The sequence below is a fragment of the Nonomuraea sp. WAC 01424 genome (genome assembly GCF_003947315.1).
GTDB classification, from domain to species: Bacteria; Actinomycetota; Actinomycetes; order Streptosporangiales; family Streptosporangiaceae; genus Nonomuraea; species Nonomuraea spiralis.
The window spans coordinates 443433-458535 of the sequence record NZ_QHHZ01000003.1; the positions used below are offsets into that span (position 1 = coordinate 443433).

At 67.0% G+C, this 15103-nt stretch carries 17 protein-coding genes; 2 read left to right on the top strand and 15 right to left on the bottom strand.

What is annotated here, in order from left to right; genetic code table 11:
* Nucleotides 1–3: 3 nt before the first annotated feature.
* The 10 genes from DMB42_RS11445 to DMB42_RS11485 all read right to left on the bottom strand — a co-directional run bounded on the left by DMB42_RS11445 (nt 4) and on the right by DMB42_RS11485 (nt 7464).
* A complete protein-coding gene (locus DMB42_RS11445) occupies nt 4–546 on the bottom strand; it encodes a hypothetical protein (protein ID WP_125633471.1) in 543 nt (180 codons plus the stop codon).
* A gap of 143 nt (nt 547–689) precedes the next feature.
* Entirely contained in the window at nt 690–812 is a 123-nt protein-coding gene (locus tag DMB42_RS54885; protein WP_260477626.1) for a hypothetical protein, read from the bottom strand.
* Nucleotides 809–1591, bottom strand: coding sequence for a peptidoglycan-binding domain-containing protein (locus tag DMB42_RS11450; RefSeq protein ID WP_125633473.1), 783 nt, complete (start codon nt 1589–1591; stop codon nt 809–811). Before DMB42_RS11450 ends, DMB42_RS54885 begins: the two co-directional genes overlap by 4 nt.
* On the bottom strand, nt 1588–1995 hold the full coding sequence (locus tag DMB42_RS11455; protein WP_125633475.1) for a hypothetical protein: 408 nt from the start codon (nt 1993–1995) through the stop codon (nt 1588–1590). The genes DMB42_RS11450 and DMB42_RS11455 overlap by 4 nt, the downstream gene beginning before the upstream one ends.
* Nucleotides 1982–2422 (bottom strand): hypothetical protein, encoded by a 441-nt coding sequence (locus tag DMB42_RS11460; RefSeq protein WP_125633477.1) that lies wholly within the window; start codon nt 2420–2422, stop codon nt 1982–1984. Before DMB42_RS11460 ends, DMB42_RS11455 begins: the two co-directional genes overlap by 14 nt.
* A 125-nt stretch (nt 2423–2547) precedes the next feature.
* Nucleotides 2548–2961 carry a hypothetical protein gene (locus DMB42_RS11465; protein WP_125633479.1) on the bottom strand — a complete coding sequence of 138 codons (414 nt, stop codon included), beginning with the start codon at nt 2959–2961 and terminating at the stop codon, nt 2548–2550.
* 5 nt (nt 2962–2966) lie between these two features.
* On the bottom strand, nt 2967–4802 hold the full coding sequence (locus DMB42_RS11470) for a hypothetical protein (RefSeq protein ID WP_125633481.1): 1836 nt from the start codon (nt 4800–4802) through the stop codon (nt 2967–2969).
* Between the two features lie 37 nt (nt 4803–4839).
* Nucleotides 4840–6681 (bottom strand): phage tail family protein, encoded by a 1842-nt coding sequence (locus DMB42_RS11475; protein ID WP_125633483.1) that lies wholly within the window; start codon nt 6679–6681, stop codon nt 4840–4842.
* A gap of 77 nt (nt 6682–6758) precedes the next feature.
* Complete coding sequence (locus DMB42_RS11480) at nt 6759–7211, bottom strand: hypothetical protein (RefSeq protein WP_125633485.1); 453 nt, start codon at nt 7209–7211, stop codon at nt 6759–6761.
* Nucleotides 7195–7464 carry a hypothetical protein gene (locus tag DMB42_RS11485; RefSeq protein ID WP_125633487.1) on the bottom strand — a complete coding sequence of 90 codons (270 nt, stop codon included), beginning with the start codon at nt 7462–7464 and terminating at the stop codon, nt 7195–7197. Before DMB42_RS11485 ends, DMB42_RS11480 begins: the two co-directional genes overlap by 17 nt.
* 23 nt (nt 7465–7487) lie before the next feature.
* On the opposite strand from DMB42_RS11485, the gene DMB42_RS11490 reads away from it, so the two are divergent.
* The gene (locus DMB42_RS11490) at nt 7488–7766 is read left to right on the top strand and encodes a hypothetical protein (protein WP_125633489.1); all 279 of its coding nucleotides are present in this window, start codon (nt 7488–7490) and stop codon (nt 7764–7766) included.
* Nucleotides 7767–7809: 43 nt separating this feature from the next.
* Here the strand turns inward: DMB42_RS11490 and DMB42_RS11495 are convergent, their stop codons facing one another.
* Nucleotides 7810–12612, bottom strand: coding sequence for a hypothetical protein (locus tag DMB42_RS11495; RefSeq protein WP_125633491.1), 4803 nt, complete (start codon nt 12610–12612; stop codon nt 7810–7812).
* 134 nt (nt 12613–12746) lie between these two features.
* Between DMB42_RS11495 and DMB42_RS11500 the strand changes: the two genes are divergently transcribed.
* Complete coding sequence (locus DMB42_RS11500) at nt 12747–13169, top strand: hypothetical protein (protein ID WP_125633493.1); 423 nt, start codon at nt 12747–12749, stop codon at nt 13167–13169.
* 360 nt (nt 13170–13529) lie between these two features.
* On the opposite strand, the gene DMB42_RS11505 is transcribed toward DMB42_RS11500, so the two are convergent.
* From DMB42_RS11505 to DMB42_RS11520, 4 genes are read right to left on the bottom strand one after another with little or no spacing between them, the layout of a single operon-like run.
* Nucleotides 13530–14051, bottom strand: coding sequence for a hypothetical protein (locus DMB42_RS11505; RefSeq protein WP_125633495.1), 522 nt, complete (start codon nt 14049–14051; stop codon nt 13530–13532).
* Entirely contained in the window at nt 14051–14536 is a 486-nt protein-coding gene (locus DMB42_RS11510; RefSeq protein WP_125633497.1) for a hypothetical protein, read from the bottom strand. Before DMB42_RS11510 ends, DMB42_RS11505 begins: the two co-directional genes overlap by 1 nt.
* Before the next feature lie 3 nt (nt 14537–14539).
* Nucleotides 14540–14752, bottom strand: coding sequence for a hypothetical protein (locus tag DMB42_RS11515; RefSeq protein WP_125633499.1), 213 nt, complete (start codon nt 14750–14752; stop codon nt 14540–14542).
* Between the two features lies 1 nt (nt 14753).
* Nucleotides 14754–15086, bottom strand: coding sequence for a hypothetical protein (locus DMB42_RS11520; protein ID WP_125633501.1), 333 nt, complete (start codon nt 15084–15086; stop codon nt 14754–14756).
* Between the last annotated feature and the right edge of the window lie 17 nt (nt 15087–15103).

Genomic DNA, 15103 nt, shown 5'->3' on the forward strand with positions numbered 1-15103 from the left:
CTCCTACGGCTTGACGGTGTAGCCACCGTTCCAGTCCCACGACTTGCTGGAGTACGCGGTGCCGTCCGACTTGGTCACCCAGGCGGTGTCGGCGTCGTTGTTGTAGAACTGGCCGGCGGTGCCGCAGTCGGCGTCCGAGTTGGCGAACAGCTGGTACTCGTTGCCGTTGACCTTGCGGTCGCCGCCGACACGGGTGCCGTTGTAGACCGTCACGTACTCGCCGTTGGCGATCGTGGTGGTGCCGTTGTCCGGCAGGTCCACGACCTTGTACGTGTTGCATGAGTGGGCGGCGCCAGACAGCGTCTTGGCGTGCGCCCAGTTGTCCTCGACCAGGACGCCAGCGACGTCCACAGGGCTGCCGGACACGTTCTGGAAGCGCACGAACTCGCGGTTGCGGTTGGCGTAGGTGTCGGCGCCCATGGCGTCGGTGCCGACCTCGACGATCCGCAGGACGTCACCAGGGACGTCGGCGGAGGCCGGCACAGCGCCGACCAGGCCAGCAGCGAGGGCGGCAGCGGACAGGATGGCAGCGCTCTTGTAGCGCATGAGGATGCTCCTCGGGGATGGGTTACATGCGAAAGCGCAGCTCAGAAGCCCTAAAGAATCGGCGCGATAAAATCACGCGGAGAATTAAGGTTCCGAACCGCGCTCGGTTGGCGAACTGGAAAGGATTCCTTTCGAGTTCGCGGTCAGTTGGCCTCGTCGATGAGGCCAGGCGCGCGCTCGATCGGCGTGCTCTCCTCCGCAGGCTCGGGATGCCGCGGAAGAGACGTCTGGTACGGCCACAGGCGCATGGCCAGGCCATCGCTCATGGCGTGATCGGCGCGGTCCAGGCGGCCCGCCAGGTCCGCTCGTCCACAGCGCCCGTCGCCGGGATACCCTTCTCGCGCTGGAACGCCATGCAGATCTTCTCGTCGTTCTCGGAGTACCAGCCGTCCACAGTGATGGCCCAGCCGCGCTTGCGCATCTGCCGCTGCCACGTCAGGACGTCGTCGCCCTTCGTGGTGGGCGGCCACGTCAGCCGGCGCGTCCACTTCGGCACCTCGGGCTCGTCGTCACCGTCGTCCTCGTCAGCGAGGTACTGGCGTACACACTCCAGGAAGACATCCCACGGGAAGCCAGAGCCTGGGTCGCTGTGGTCGCTGCGCTTGTACACCGCGGACACGTCAGCGTGGCTCGTGAACCCCTTCTTGCCCGCCTTCAGCTCGGCCTGGCTCAGCTTCCTAACCGGGATCTTGTGCGTCTTGCACCAGCTGGCCGCGACCGCGGCAGCCTGCGCGAGCAGGTCCTGCCCGTACTCGTCCAGCCATTCGGCGCGCGTCTGCCGCGCGAACCCGGCGAGCTCCATCTGTAGGCCGTCAGCATTCGCCCCGGGAGCCGCCCACGCCGTGTCGGCGTCCTTCACACATCGGACCGCGGAGTCGGAGTCCACGCAAACGTGAGCCGAAGCCTGCCGCGACATGGAAGCAAACATGAGGGCGCACGACTCAGCAGTGGTCGGCTTCTCGGCCATCTCCATGTCGTGGACCACGATGAGGCGGATCGGCGAAATGCGGCCCTTGTGGAACCAGCGGGCCTGAACAATCTTCACAGCGCCTCTCCTTCACGTGGTTCGATCCTCAGGTCAGCGAGCCGGGTTTGGAGTTGCTCACACCGCGTCTGCATCTCAGAGAGCCGATGACGGGTGGTGGCCAGATCCTGTTCCAGGTCGGCGATGCGGCGGTCGCGCTCCTGGAGCTTCTCGTCTCGTTCGGACAGCGCCTTCTCCAGGCGGGTGATGTTCGTTTCCGTGCGGTCTAACGCCGCTGACAACGCCGAGACCGCCCGCTCCGCGCCGCCGATGAAAACGGACTCCAACTCGACTGGCTGCCGTTCTTCCTCCAGCTTGGTCTTCCGCAGGTCGACCCTGGCTTTCACCAGGACACCTAAGCCGGTCCCGGCTCCTCCGGCGATCAGCGTGATAGCCGCTGGCGTCAGCCAGTCAGTCGCCGCCACCCGCACCTCCCGTGTACTTGACGATGGTCTTCTCCAGGCGGGCCACCGTCCTGGCCCGTGCCGCGCAGGCGGCAGTGACAGCGGCGAGCACGCCAGCGGTGTAGAGGGCTCGGGCGCCTGCGTAGGCGACCACGACAACGCCGTAGACGGCGACAGCCGCGGCGAGCGGCCACAGGCCCGCCCGTTCCAGGCGCAGCCCGAGCAGGAGCAGGTTGGGCCGCCAGTAGCGCAGGACGATCCCGGCGACGATGAGCAGACCCGCCAAGAGCTGGATCACTCCCCAGGCCAGCACCACAGCGGCGGGGAGGATGGCGTTGATGCTGGCGGGTGGTCCAGCGCCGAACGAGATCGCAGCCCCGTTGAGCAGGAACAGCAGCCCGAACAGTAGCTCGAACGGGTGCTCGGCGAGGGGAACGAACCGCTTCATGTATAACCCCTCGTTAGTTGGGGTGCCGTCCCGCCCGCATCCTCGATGAACGGGACGGCACGACTTGGGGATGGCCGCCCGCGCTCCCTCAGGGGCGAAGCGCGAGCCCACACGGGCGGCCACGATCAGAAGTTGCTGATGATCGGCGGACTGGATCCCTTGAGCGAGTTCAGCAGCCGGATCAGTTGCAGCCTCACCTCGGCGATGTCTGTCACCAGCGCGTTCGAGTGAGATGAGCTGTAGCTGCCAGGAGCCGCCCCTGCAGTCATCGCCGCAGGGGCGGCAACGAACCCGCCTTGCGGGAACGGTGCGTTCTTCAGGCTGTAGACGGCGCCGGACGACTCCGTCCAGTACGGTTCGCTGCCCAGCGTCGTCAGATGGCCGCCGTCATCAGGGGCGGTGGGGAGACTGCCGCTGGGGATGTGCCAGCCCAGGGACGCGCTGGTGGCGCCGGCCTGGTTGGTGAGGCTGGAGCGCAGGTCGCGCACTTCCCGTTCCAGCTTGCGGATCCGGTCGGCGTAGTCCTCCGGTTGAGGCAACGGCACTAGATTTCCACCTCTTCCTCGAACACGAGCGTTGCGGACTCCTGGGAGTCACGAGATGTGGCGCGCACGTTGATGCCGATGACCCGCCACCTGTTGTTGAAGCTGGCTCCGCCGTCGGCGATGGGCCACCAGTCGTTGACGAGCATCACCCGCGCGTAGTCGCCCAGGTTGGCGGGCGTCCACTCGGTGTCGTCCAGGCGCACGCTGACCTGGTGGACGCGGACCGCTCCGGGCCGTTCAGCAGCCCATCGGGCCGCGTACGCGTTGAGCGTGTCGACTTCCTTGACCGTCGAGTAGTCGATGGTCTTGTCGATCCTGGGCCAGCCCGCCGCCAGGTGAGCGGTCGCGTTCTGCGGGTCGGACATGAGCGGCGTCGAAGCCGTCGAGGCGTCGGAGGAGATGGACTCCCCGCGCGCCCGGTAGGAGGTAGCCCCACGGAGACCGTCGATGTCCTGGCTCCACCCGGTGACGTTGCCGGGCTGGCTGAACACGTGGTCAGCGTTGGTGCCGAGCTTGGGGTAGCCGAGCTTCACCAGCTTGGTCCGCGCCCCGACACCGGGGTCTTCGGTGTGGATCAGCCACTCGAACCCGTCATCGACGTCGGCGAGCTCGCGCAGCCGCTGCCCGAACGTGGCCGTCTCACCCGCCAGGTAGGTGCGGTCCCTGTTGACGCCTGACGTGCCCGACTGGGAGGTGAGGCCGATACTCGCGTTGCCCAGGGCCTGCATCTCGTCGATGAGCTGCCGGGCGATCTCCAGCTGGTCAGTCGCCTCGTAGGTGAGATCATCGCGGATCTCGACGGCGTTCAAATAGCTTTCGAGCGACGCCCCAGTCAGGGACACCTTGATGGCTCCGCGCCCATCTGAGCTGACGATGGCCTTCCAGATCGCGTAGCTGCCCCAGATGATGCCGTTGCGATAGACGTGGCAGACGGTGCGGCCTGGGCCCGTCGAGAGGCTGTCCGGCTCGGAGTCGTGCATCACCCAGCGGGGGACGACTTTGGCGACCTGGTCGGCGATGTCCCGGTTGGTGACGTCGATCGAAGCCTGGAACGAGCCCGGTTCTCCGATCAGCCGCGAGTAGGAGACGTCGTCGGGGTCAAGCGTGCAAATGAAGTTGTCCGTCCGCAGGTCGCAGAAGTCGTACTTGTAGTGGACGTCCTTGCTCGGCGGGATCGACGGCGGCGGTTCCGGAGGCAGACCCCCGATGCCGCCCACGTCCACGGTGAACCCGTGCGAGAACACGGGCGGGAACGAGGCAACGAACGTGAACGTTGCCGTGCCCGTCCCCACAACCTCGGGTCGGGCCCTGCTCGCCAAGGTCGCGGTGAGGTCGGCGGAGGTGCGCTCGACCTGCTCCGTGTGGCCGGACGGGGACGTCCACGAATGCGTGAGCTGGGTGACCGCCGCCGCCCACCGCAGCGTGACGCCAGGAGCGGCGGTAGGTGACACAGACGGGCAGCCGACTAAGGGGTCGTCCCCGTTCTCCGCAGAGGAGATGAGCGGCGTCGCCCCGTCATGGTCGGAGATGGCGACGATGGAGGCGATCCCTCCGGAGTAGAGGTCGCCGCCGCCCTGCCGGAACGTGTAGCTGGCCGGCTCCGCAGGCCCGGCGACCTTCCACCAAACCTTCGTGCCGCCCCACTCGGTGTCGCTACGGGAGCCGAGCAGCTGCCACGACACGCCCCCGACCGGGGAGAGCATGCCGAACGGGGAGATGTCGGCGACGCTGTGGAACGCGATCAGGATGTCGCCGACGCTGGCCCCGGGGGGCTTCGACACCGTGAACGCCGTCCCGGTGCCCTGGCCTGAGGAGATGGAGCGCAGGGTGGCCACAACCCACCCCCGCCCCGTGTTTAGTCAGTAGGTGGGCTCACTCGTTCGCGTCACGCCACAGCACTTCGACGCCGCCAGCGCCACCCGAGTCCGTCTCGTACGACAGCTCGTTGGAGCCGACATCGAGGAAAAACTCCTTCACCGGCACCGAGATCGTGTCGGAGATGTCGGCCTCATGGTCGACGTTGCCGATCGTGACCTTGCCCCGCTGGGTGTCGACCACCAGCAGCTCACCGGCGCCGAGCGTCATGTCGAAGCCGAGAACCCGGTCCAAGGTCTCGTTGTAGAGGAGCGGGTTCGTGGCCGGGCCAGCGAACCGCAGCAAGGGGTTGGTGTACAGGTCGCCGTCATTCACCAACGTCATGGGCGAGGACGCGTTGGCGGGGATGACGACGCTGTGCTGGTCCAGGCTGTACCGGCGCGGATCCGGGCACATGATGGTGATGACGGGCTCTGGTGCGCCTATCGACCAGTCCCGGTCCATGACCCCGGTCCGGTCGATCACCTTGCCGAACGCCATCAGCGTCTCGGTGTAACCCCTGATCACCAGCGTCCACAGGGTGTTGTCCCGCAGCGTGCGGGTGTCGTACCGGAGCTGAGCGAGCAGCCCGGACACCTCGGTCGGATCCGACAGCGCATCAACCTGCAGCTTGATCGTCACGATGCGGCGTTGCAGGTAGCTGACGCCCGCGTTCGCTCCGTGCCGTGCGGGCTCCTCCTGCGTCAGATCGTCAAGCTGGGGCTTCGCATCCCAGCCGGTGATCTCCAGCAGCCTGTAGGAGGTGCCAGTCCCCCACAAGGCGGTGCCGCCCCACTCCACCTGCGCGTCCTGCGTGATAAGCGTGCCCGGCAGGATCGGAACAGATACGCCCGCCGACGGGACCAGCGCCTGCGCCTCGACCACTTCAGGCGTGACCGTCGCCGCGGTCGTCGCCGACACGGTAGGCGACGGAACATCGGCCTGCCCGGCCACAACAGTCGGGCTCGCGGTCGCGGCCTGCGACGCCGACACCGTTGGGGCAGGGACCTGGCCCGAAGCGTTGACCACAGACGGCTGCACCAGCGTGGCCGAACCCGCGACCACATTCGGGGCAGGCACCTCGGCCCGCACATCCACAGCGGACGGCTTGGCCGTCTGCCCCGTCTTGACGGTCGCGGACGGCACCTCGCCCGCCGCAGCCACCACCGCAGGAGATACGGTCGCGTTCTGCGCCGCAGCAATCGAGGGCGCGGGCACCTCGCCAGCCGCGCCCACCTCGGTCACGGAGATCGTCGCGTCCGTCGAGCCCGCAAGGATCTCCAGTGCGATCCATGCCCAGTCGGCGGCGCCAGTGCCATCGGCGTCCAGGTTGAACTGGACCGTGCTGCCCGACGCGCCCGAGTTAGCCGCCTTAACAGCGCCCAGCATGCCCATGCCGAAGTCGCCATAGAAGGCGGCGTACTCGTCATCCGTACTGGACGGGGCGCCGCCGGCCGCCCAGTTGATCGCGGCCACGAAACCCCGACTGTTCGCGCCGGTCGAGGTGTAGCCGTTGACCGTGGCGTTGTTGGTCGTGGTCGCGCCTGCACCGTTTGCGCCTGCGGGTGAGGCGTTCTGGCCGGTGACGACGAACACCTTGAGCGCGCCGTCCCCGGTGATGGACACGGTGAGCGCGGACGCGGTCGGGTTCGGCGCCGTATAGATCCGCAACCCGGTGTAGGTCCCGTGTTGCTTGCGGTTCGTCCACGTTCGCGCAGTACCGCTGTTGGAGATGGTGCCGTCGGTGGTCATCACCAACGCCACGAGGAGGCTGCCCGCAGGAGGCGTGAACGACGCCGTCGTCAGCGTGGACGGGGACGCTACTCCGGCCGGGCTCGTGCCGTCAATCGCGATGGGCATGCCCACCCCCTCATGCGGTCAGGTGGGCGGGCATGAAAAAACCGCCCGAAGGCGGCGCGATTCAGGTCTCTACTTCACTACGGCGATATGACGTTGATGCGACCGATGCCATTTGCAGAAAAACTGACTAGAAGCGTGCCGTCAGCGGTCGTGTACAAGCTGCCGAAGTCGATCCCGAGGATCAGCCGCTTCGGCGTCAGCGCGTCAGCGTAGGCGATGCCGCCCCTTACGTTCGACAGCGTGGACGACGTCCATTGGACGTCGTTGCCGTCCCACACCACGTACACGTTGGTCGCGGTCACCACGGTCAGCGTCGCTGAAGCGATCACTGCCCCGCCTGCCGTGTACCCGGTGCCCGAGATTTCGCCTGTCGTGCTGTAGGACTGGTCAGCGGTCGCGTAGTTCGGCGTGATGCTGTTCCCGTACAGGGCGAGCTTCGACAGGTCGTTGTCCAGGTCGAGCGCGTACTGGGTGGTGCCCAGCGCGTCGACCAGCGTGTCGGCGTACCAGCCGCTACCGCCCCATGCCATCGACGGCACCCCCGATCTTGATCGTGGCGTCCTTGCCGGGCACGCCCTCAGGCGGGCTGCCGACCGTGCGCGCCCACGCCCGGAAGTCGCGCATCTCCTGCTTGGCCGCCTTCAGCTCAGCCAGCGCCTCCGGGGACGGGTCGTCGGCCACGGCCTGCTTGGCGGCTTCCAGGCGCTCCTCGTAGCCGTCGCAGATCTCCAGGAACTCCAGACCACGCCGCGCATGCATGGCGGCGATCCGTGCACTCGTCATCGCACCCGCCCCCAATCCACCAGGTGCGCGGGAACATCGCCGACGACGAGCTGCGCGTTGAGAATCTTCACGTCTTGCGCCTCACCCTCCCGGCCCGTACGCCGCCGCCTGACCCGGTTACCGAGCTGGTCGACAACCACCTGAACCAGCCGCCCGCGCTCGTCTCTGAACTCGCGCCTCTGGTCTTGTGTGGCGTGCGTTCGCCCGCCACGGATGTGCTGAACCGACCGCAGCCGGGTCAGATCCGCCGCGCTCGCGGCAATAAGTCCGGGCATGCCGAACCGCCCTCCTCGCTGATGTGAAACAGGGGAATGAGAAAGCCCCGGACATACCGTCCGGGGCTTGTCAGACGGGCCCCTTGGAACCGAGCCGCGCATACAGGTAGGCCGCCGTCTGGTCGGCGTCAGACTTGCTGTTGACGTTCATCGTCTGCACCGTGATCAGCGAGCCGCTACGACCAGCGCTCGAAGCGCCCGCCGCCCCCTTCGCCGTCTCCGCGCCAGGCTGACCGGTAGACGCCGAATAGAACGCCGGCATCTGCTGCGGCGCCGACACCCTCGACGAGTTGACCGGCTGGTTGCCCTGGACGAACCCGCCCTTGGACGCCTTCTTGGCCGGCTGGTTACCCGCGATCATGCCGCCCTTGGACGAGCCCGCCTTCGACTTCGAGGACGCGCCCTTGCCGTCTAGGCTGCCGATTGTCTGCGTCAGCTCGTACACGCTGCCGGACAGCCCGTCCACGCCCGCACCGAGCAGGTTGATCGAGTCGCCGATCACCTGAGAGCCCGACAGCCAGCCCTGGTCGAGCTGAGCAGCGGTCACCCCGACCTGCGTGATAGCCGACGTGAGCGAACCTGCCTGGCCGAGCGTGTTCTCCAGCGCACCCGTAGCCGCCGTGAGTCCAGTGCCGACCTGCATGTTCGTGGCGTCAATCGCGCCCGTCAGAGCACCGACCTGATCCGATGCCCGAGCGGAGTACACCTCCAGCCCGAAGTCCGAGGCGACCTGCGACAGCAGATCAATCGCCCTCGACCGGTACTGGGACTCATAAGGGATGAACGCCTCGGTCGCGCCATGTCCGCTGCTGCCTTCGCCGTACAGGACGGTGGGCTTGCTGACGATGTGCGGCGGCTGAGGGCGCGTCCCGCCCGCTGCCATCCGCGCGATCCCGCCCTGCGCGTACCGCATGATCGCGCCCGCCGCTGCGGCCTTCTCCTGCTTGGCGTACACCTGGATCGGGATCTTGCGCCCGGAGTTGAGGCGGATGAACCCGTCGATGGCCTCCTGTGCGTCGTGTGTATCGACGCCGATCCGCACATCCTTGGACTTGATCTTGGCCAAGACCTCGACCAGATCCTGGCCGCCCTTGGATGCCTTGATCGCGTCCTCACGAGAGATGCCATACGCCTCAGCCAGCTTCAACACCTGATCACGAGCTGACTGGTTCTTGCCGGCCAGGTCGATCAGCGCCGGAAGTTGCTGCAGGACCGAGTCGCGAGCGTCGATCGTCCTACCCGACAAGGTCGCCTGCGCGTCCGAGCTCAGCCGCACCTTCTCCAGGTAGCCAGCGAAAGCATCACGCGCCCCGATGACCGCATCGCGCTGCTTGCCGGTCAATCCAGGTGTGAGCTCCAGCCGGCCGTTCGCTGCGTCGATCGCGGACTTGGTGTCCTTGAACGCCTTCTCCATCTCACGGATCGCCTGTGCGGCGTCCGTCTGGGAGTTGAACTCGTCCAGCGACGATTTCCAGTCGGACAGCTTCTGAGTGGCCTCGCCCAGAGCCTTCTGCGCCCCATCGGCCGAGCCCCCCAGCAGCCCGATTGCGGTACCGACCTCCCCCGTTGTGGCAGGGACGCCGTTCATCGACTGGGCGTACTGCGGGAACAGCTCCTTGAGCTTGTCCACGGGCACGCCCGCGTCCTTCGCCTGCGTGGCCAGCCGGTTGAACGCCTGCGCGGCCCCTTCAGCGTTGCCGTTGGCCACCATGGTGGACAGCGCTGTGTCGAGGTTGTCGATCGCCTGACGTCCGCCGTCCAACTGGAGACCGAAGCTGTCATCGATGAAGCCGCTGATGGACTCGCTGATGGACTCGAACGGGTTGTCCGACGCCAACCGGGCCGCCGACTCGCCGAAGTTCTCAAACCGGCCGATCGTGGACTGCAACTTCGGATTGAGCTGATCAAGCAGTTCAGCCGCCGGCTTCCCGCCCTGCCCGAACTGGGCGAGATTCTTCGACAGAGCGTCGATGTCCGGGTTGAGGCCATCCAGCGCGTCGCCGACCTTGTCGAACGCGAACGCCAGCGCGGTGACCGATCCAGCGATCACACCGCCCTTGAACAAGCCGCCCAGATTCGACAGCTTGCCTGTAGCGGACCCTGCGGACTTGCCCGCCTTGTCGATCCCGCCGGACAAGGTCTCAAAGAACGAGACCGCTCCCTGAACGCCCTGGTAGCTCTTGACCGCCAGGACAACCAGACCGATCGCCACGGCTAGCGCGTTGATCTGACCAGGGCTCATCCCAGACAGCACCTCGGCCAGCGCGACCAGCGCGCCGAGCTTGAGCGTCGCGCCGATCTTGACGGCGGCAAAGATCAGGCCGACGCCCTTGGCGATGGCCTCGATCTGACCCGAGTCCAGACCAGCGAGCTTGTCCGAAAGGACGACCAGGAAATCGAGCACATTGGACCCGACGCCAGCGCCAAGCTCGACAACCTTGCCGACAAACTTGGCGATGTTGCCCAAGATGTCCGCGACCTTCGGCCCCTGCTCAGCAGCGTAGGCCAGGAAGTCCTTGAACTCCTTCGAGTCCTTGAGGCTGGTCCCCCAGTCCTCGAAATCCTGAGTGACGTCCGTAACCCAGGCGGTGATCGGTCCCGTGTACGGCAGGAATCCTTCGATGATGCCGCGCAGCCCGCCGGCCACGTTGATGGCCGCGTCGCCGAGCCCTGCTATCGCATCCGGCGCCTTCTTGCCGAGATCGTCGAAGAACGACGTCCATTCCTTGGACTGCAGAGCCTTCTTGGAGGCATCAGCGAACCGGTCGAGACCTTGCGCACCTCCCTTGACCAGCGGTGTCGCACGATCCATGCCGACGCGAAGGACATCAAGGCCCTTCTCGATGACGGGGAACACATTCGGCTGCAAGGATCTCTGCCAGGCGAGGTAGTCGTCCTGGAACGACTTGATCGCCTTAGCGAGCTTCTTCTCCTCCGCCGAGAGTTCCGCCACCTTGGACGCAGCACCGCCGGCAGCGCCACCGGTCTGCTCCATGGCGGCCTTCTGCTCCAGTTGGAGCAACTTGAGCTGCTGCTTGGCGCGCAGCGCGTCACGCTCGGCCTCGGTCACCTTCCGCTGGGCGTCCCCCACGTCGCGGAGCGCGTCCTGCACATCCCGCTGCGCGCGGGCCACATCGCGGGCCGCCTGCGCCGCATCGCGTTGAGCTGCGGAAACGTCGCGGGCTGCTTGTGTTCGCGCGTCCGCTACCGCGCGTTCTGCGTCCGCTTCTCGGCGGGTGGCCGCCTCGATCTGCTCTTTCGCCCGCAGAACCTCGTCGGAGCCCTCGACTCCCTTCCGGTCCGCGTCGGCCCGTTCGGCAGCGAGGTCGGCGTTGGCCTCCTTGATCCGCTTGACGGCGAACTCCGCCTCGCGGACCGACAGCTCGGCGTCCTCCCGGTCGGTGGCGGTGGCCTTCGAGCCCGGCTGCGTTACCCGCGCGAGATTCTCGCGGGCACGCTTCAGTGAGAGCTGGGCGCGCTCCTCGGCTAGAGCGCCGCCCTCGGTCGCCAGCGCGAGGTCTTCGAGCTTCTCCTGTGCTGCGGCGCGGGCCCGCGTCAGATCCTCAAGTGCTCGCTGGGTGGCGCGGTGGGCGTCCTGCGCTGTCCGCTCGGCGTCAGCGATGCGGCGAGCACCAGACTCGGCGACCTCGGCGACGCGAGCGCTTGCTATCGCCGCGGATTCCTGTGCCTGCCGGAGGGTGTCCTGCCGGTCACGGACGTCGCGCATAGCGTCGCCGACGGCGCGCTGGGCGTCCTTGACACCTTGCGCCGCGTCCTTGATCCTGTCCTGAGCCTCCGCGAGTCGGAGCGCCGACGAGGCGGCCTCGGCGGCCTTCTGGGCGGCACTCTTCACGGCGCCACCCGCGCCACCCGAGGCGCTCTCGGCCTGCTTGAGCGCGTCCGTCACCCGGCTGATTCCGGGTACGGCGACCGCGGCGAACCCGGCAGCGCCAGCAGCAGCAGCACCGAACGCCGCGCCCAAGCCCGCCACACCGACGCCGATCGACACGGCAGACGGCAACGACGCCAGGGCCGCAGCAACGACCGCAATGTTACGGAGCGCGCCGCCGACATCCGCGTCCACTTTGACCCGGGCCGACCGTCCGTCGACCCGCGACATCTCCGACTGGATGGTCCGCACCTGCGCGAGCGCGGCGGCGGAGTCCACCCGAACTTTGGGGTCGGCGCTGCTGGCGTTCAGCCGCTCCAGATCCCGCTGAATCGCGTTGATCTCCGACTTGGCTGCGCCATCGTCCAGATCGATGCCGAGCCTTCGGCGCTCCTGCAACTCCGCAAGACGTCGGCGCAGATCGTCGAGTTCGGCCCTCGCCTGCGCAGCGTCGACCTGCGGCTGGACGGTGGGGTGGACGCCGTTGAGCTTGTTGACTTCCTGCTCGATGGTCCGCAGTTGGGCGAGCGCCGCGGCGGTGTCGGCCTTGACGTCGATGTCGCCGAGCAGCGCGAGCCGCTCCAGTTCGCCTTGCAGATCTTTGATCTCGCCGAGCGCAGTGCCGGCGTAGATGTCGATGCCGACCTGCTTGGCGGACAAGGACTGGAGGGAGGCTCGGACCTCCTGGAGGCGCTTCTGCGCGTCACTGGAGTCGCCGTCGATCTTCGCCTTTGGCAGAGACCGGAACGCGGCCTCAAGACGGCGGGAGAACGATCGGGAGAATGCGCCCGCGATCTGTTCGCCATCCTTCGGCGCCCGCTTGCGCCGCTTGTCGGTCTCCTCGTCCCACGGCTCGAACGGGTCGGGCATGCCCTTGCCGAAACTGTCGCGGAACTTCTTCGTCGCGGCTTCGGCCTTGGCCAGAGCGGCGAGGTAAGGCTTGATGTCGGCATCAAGTCGGACAGTTACGGTGCGGTCGGCCACGACGGAGCCACCTCCGTCCAAGACCCGAAATCAGGTGATTGCAGGACTTAGGCGGTCCTGTCGTGTCACGGTGCAAACCGCACCCGCTGTCGGCGCGTCTTACGCGCGCACCCCTACTCCTTCAGGAGCCCCACATGACGCATCCCGGCCCTCAGGACCAGTACGGCCAGCAGTACCCGCCACAGCCCCAGTACGGGCCGCCCAGCCCGCCGCCGAACCCAGGCGGACACCTGTACGGGCCGCCACCACAGCAGCAGTGGCAGGGCCCGCCGCCCGGCTACCAACAGCCGCCTATGCCAGCCCCGACAACACACAACTGGGTGGGTGTCATCGGCCTCTGCCTTGGCATCCTCGCCATCCTGCTCGACGTGACCATGGTGTTAGCCCGCGTCGGGATCTGGATGTCGTTCGTCGGGATCTTCATGTCGGCGGTGGGCGTGACCAAGACCCGCGTCGGGACAGCCACCAACCGAGGCGTGTCGATCACCGGGATGATCCTGAGCGTGACCGCGCTCGTGCTGGCCATCGTCGTGCAGTCCATCTGGCGCTCTATCTGAGCACCGACCGAACCTTCAGGTAGACGCGGTACAGCAGCCCGGGTGGGCTCTCCGTGTACTCGCTCTTGCGATGCTCCAAGGGCGTGCAGGCGTGGCACCGCATCGGGGGCGGAGCCTCATACATCCCCTCGTTTTCAGGGTCAGTCGTCTCGCTGAGCGGCAACCCGCAGCCGGGGCACTTCTCCAACTCGTTACGCCGATGAGCCTTGGCGTAGGCGAGATCCTCATCGAGCCATTCGGCGTCGTGAGTGAGCACCTCGCGGACAAGGTGCCCCCTCTCGTCGTACTCCCGCTCGATGACCGTCCTTCGTTGGCGGCCAAGCAGGATCGATCGAGGGATCCCGTACGCCGCCGCTAGCGCTACTTCTTCCGCGAGTTCCGGAGAGCTTCGGAGGCTCGCCTGGATTTTGGGAGATCCACACCGGATGTGTTCAGGTCGAACAGCAGCGCCTGCAAGCCGTTCCACTGGCCGAGCGGCAACTGATCAACCAGCGCTGTGGCCTGCTCGACGCTCATCTCCGGGTTAACTGCGCACGCGGCGAGTAGCGCCCGGCTGAACGTCTCCCCGTTCCACAGCCCGTTGTCGCTGTCTTCCCTCGGCGGGTGGGCGGCGATCAGGTCGGACCAGGCTTTGTGGGTGAGGGCGCGCAGGGTGACGGGGATGGTGTGCTCGGCCATCTCCGCCTCGATCTGCTGCACCCTCTTGGCCGCCGTCCTTGCCGCGGCGCTGACGCCGGCGAGAGAGCCGGAGTCGCCGCGCTGGGCTACCTCTAGCTCGGCCTCAGCCTGTTCCCACTGTGCCTGAAGGTCCGGCCGTACACAGAGCTGGTAGGTGCGCTCGGGCAGACGGATCTGCCCGAGGATGTCGTCGATGCTCTGCACTATGCCGCCACCAGCGCGTCAGAGTCGGACGTCGAGTGGTTGAACATCTTGCTGACGAACCGCTGTGCCGCGTTCAGCTCCGGCGGCTGCATGTTCGGTCGGCCGCACCTGACCGGGTACACCTCGACGTGCTGCCCGGCAGCGTACGCGGTCTCGTGTGCCATGTTCCGTCGGACGACCAGGTAGCCGAGCGTCCGGTCGGTGAGGGTGTTCCAGCCGATGTCCTCGGCGGAGATTTCCTTCCGCTTCACGGTCAGCTCGATCGAGTACTTGACGCTTCCGGCATCCTCGGTCTCGTCCCGCGAGGCCAGGGCGGTGTTGTCCACCGCGGCCTGCTCGGGGCTGATGCCCAGGCCGTCCTTGGTGATGTACTCCTGCAGATCCACGCCCGCGTTGCACTCGGCAGCGGTCGGCGCGGAGATGTTCGCGATCGTCAGGCAGAACGTCACCTTGACGTTGCCGTCGCCCAAAAGGTCGGCAGCCATGGGTCACTCCTCTTCGGTGGTCTTGGCCGCCGTGCTGCGGCGCGAAGTCTTGGGGGTCTCAACCGCCTCAGCGGGCGGGAGTTCGGGCTCGACGAACACCGCTTCAGGCGCGGCCTCGACGGGCTCGTAGTCGGGGAAATGGTCGAGCGCCTCGGCGGCGATCTCTGCGGTGAGGCCCGTTGTCTTGGATCGGACCATGATCCGGTTGCGTGGCATGTCAGATCCGCAGGGCCGCGAAGGTCACGCTGGTGACAGAGGAGCAGATGATCGTGGCCAGGCCGCTGTCGTCCGGGTCGCCGTACTCGGGCAGGACCGGGATGTGCATCTCCGCGCCGGCAGCGATGGTGAACGCCTTGTCCGGGTTGTCCACCTGGTAGTTGGTCTGTCCGACACCAGACACCGTGACTGTGATCGAGCCGCCCGAGCCGTTCTTGTAGTGCACCCAGTTCCGGGGGCCGGCCTTGACCTTGTCTCCGGTGGTGGCGGTCGCGCTGTAGTAGGTGGGCGTGACACCGCCGACGGTGATCGCCTGTGCTGTGCGGGTAGCCATTCGGGCTCCTCCAGGGC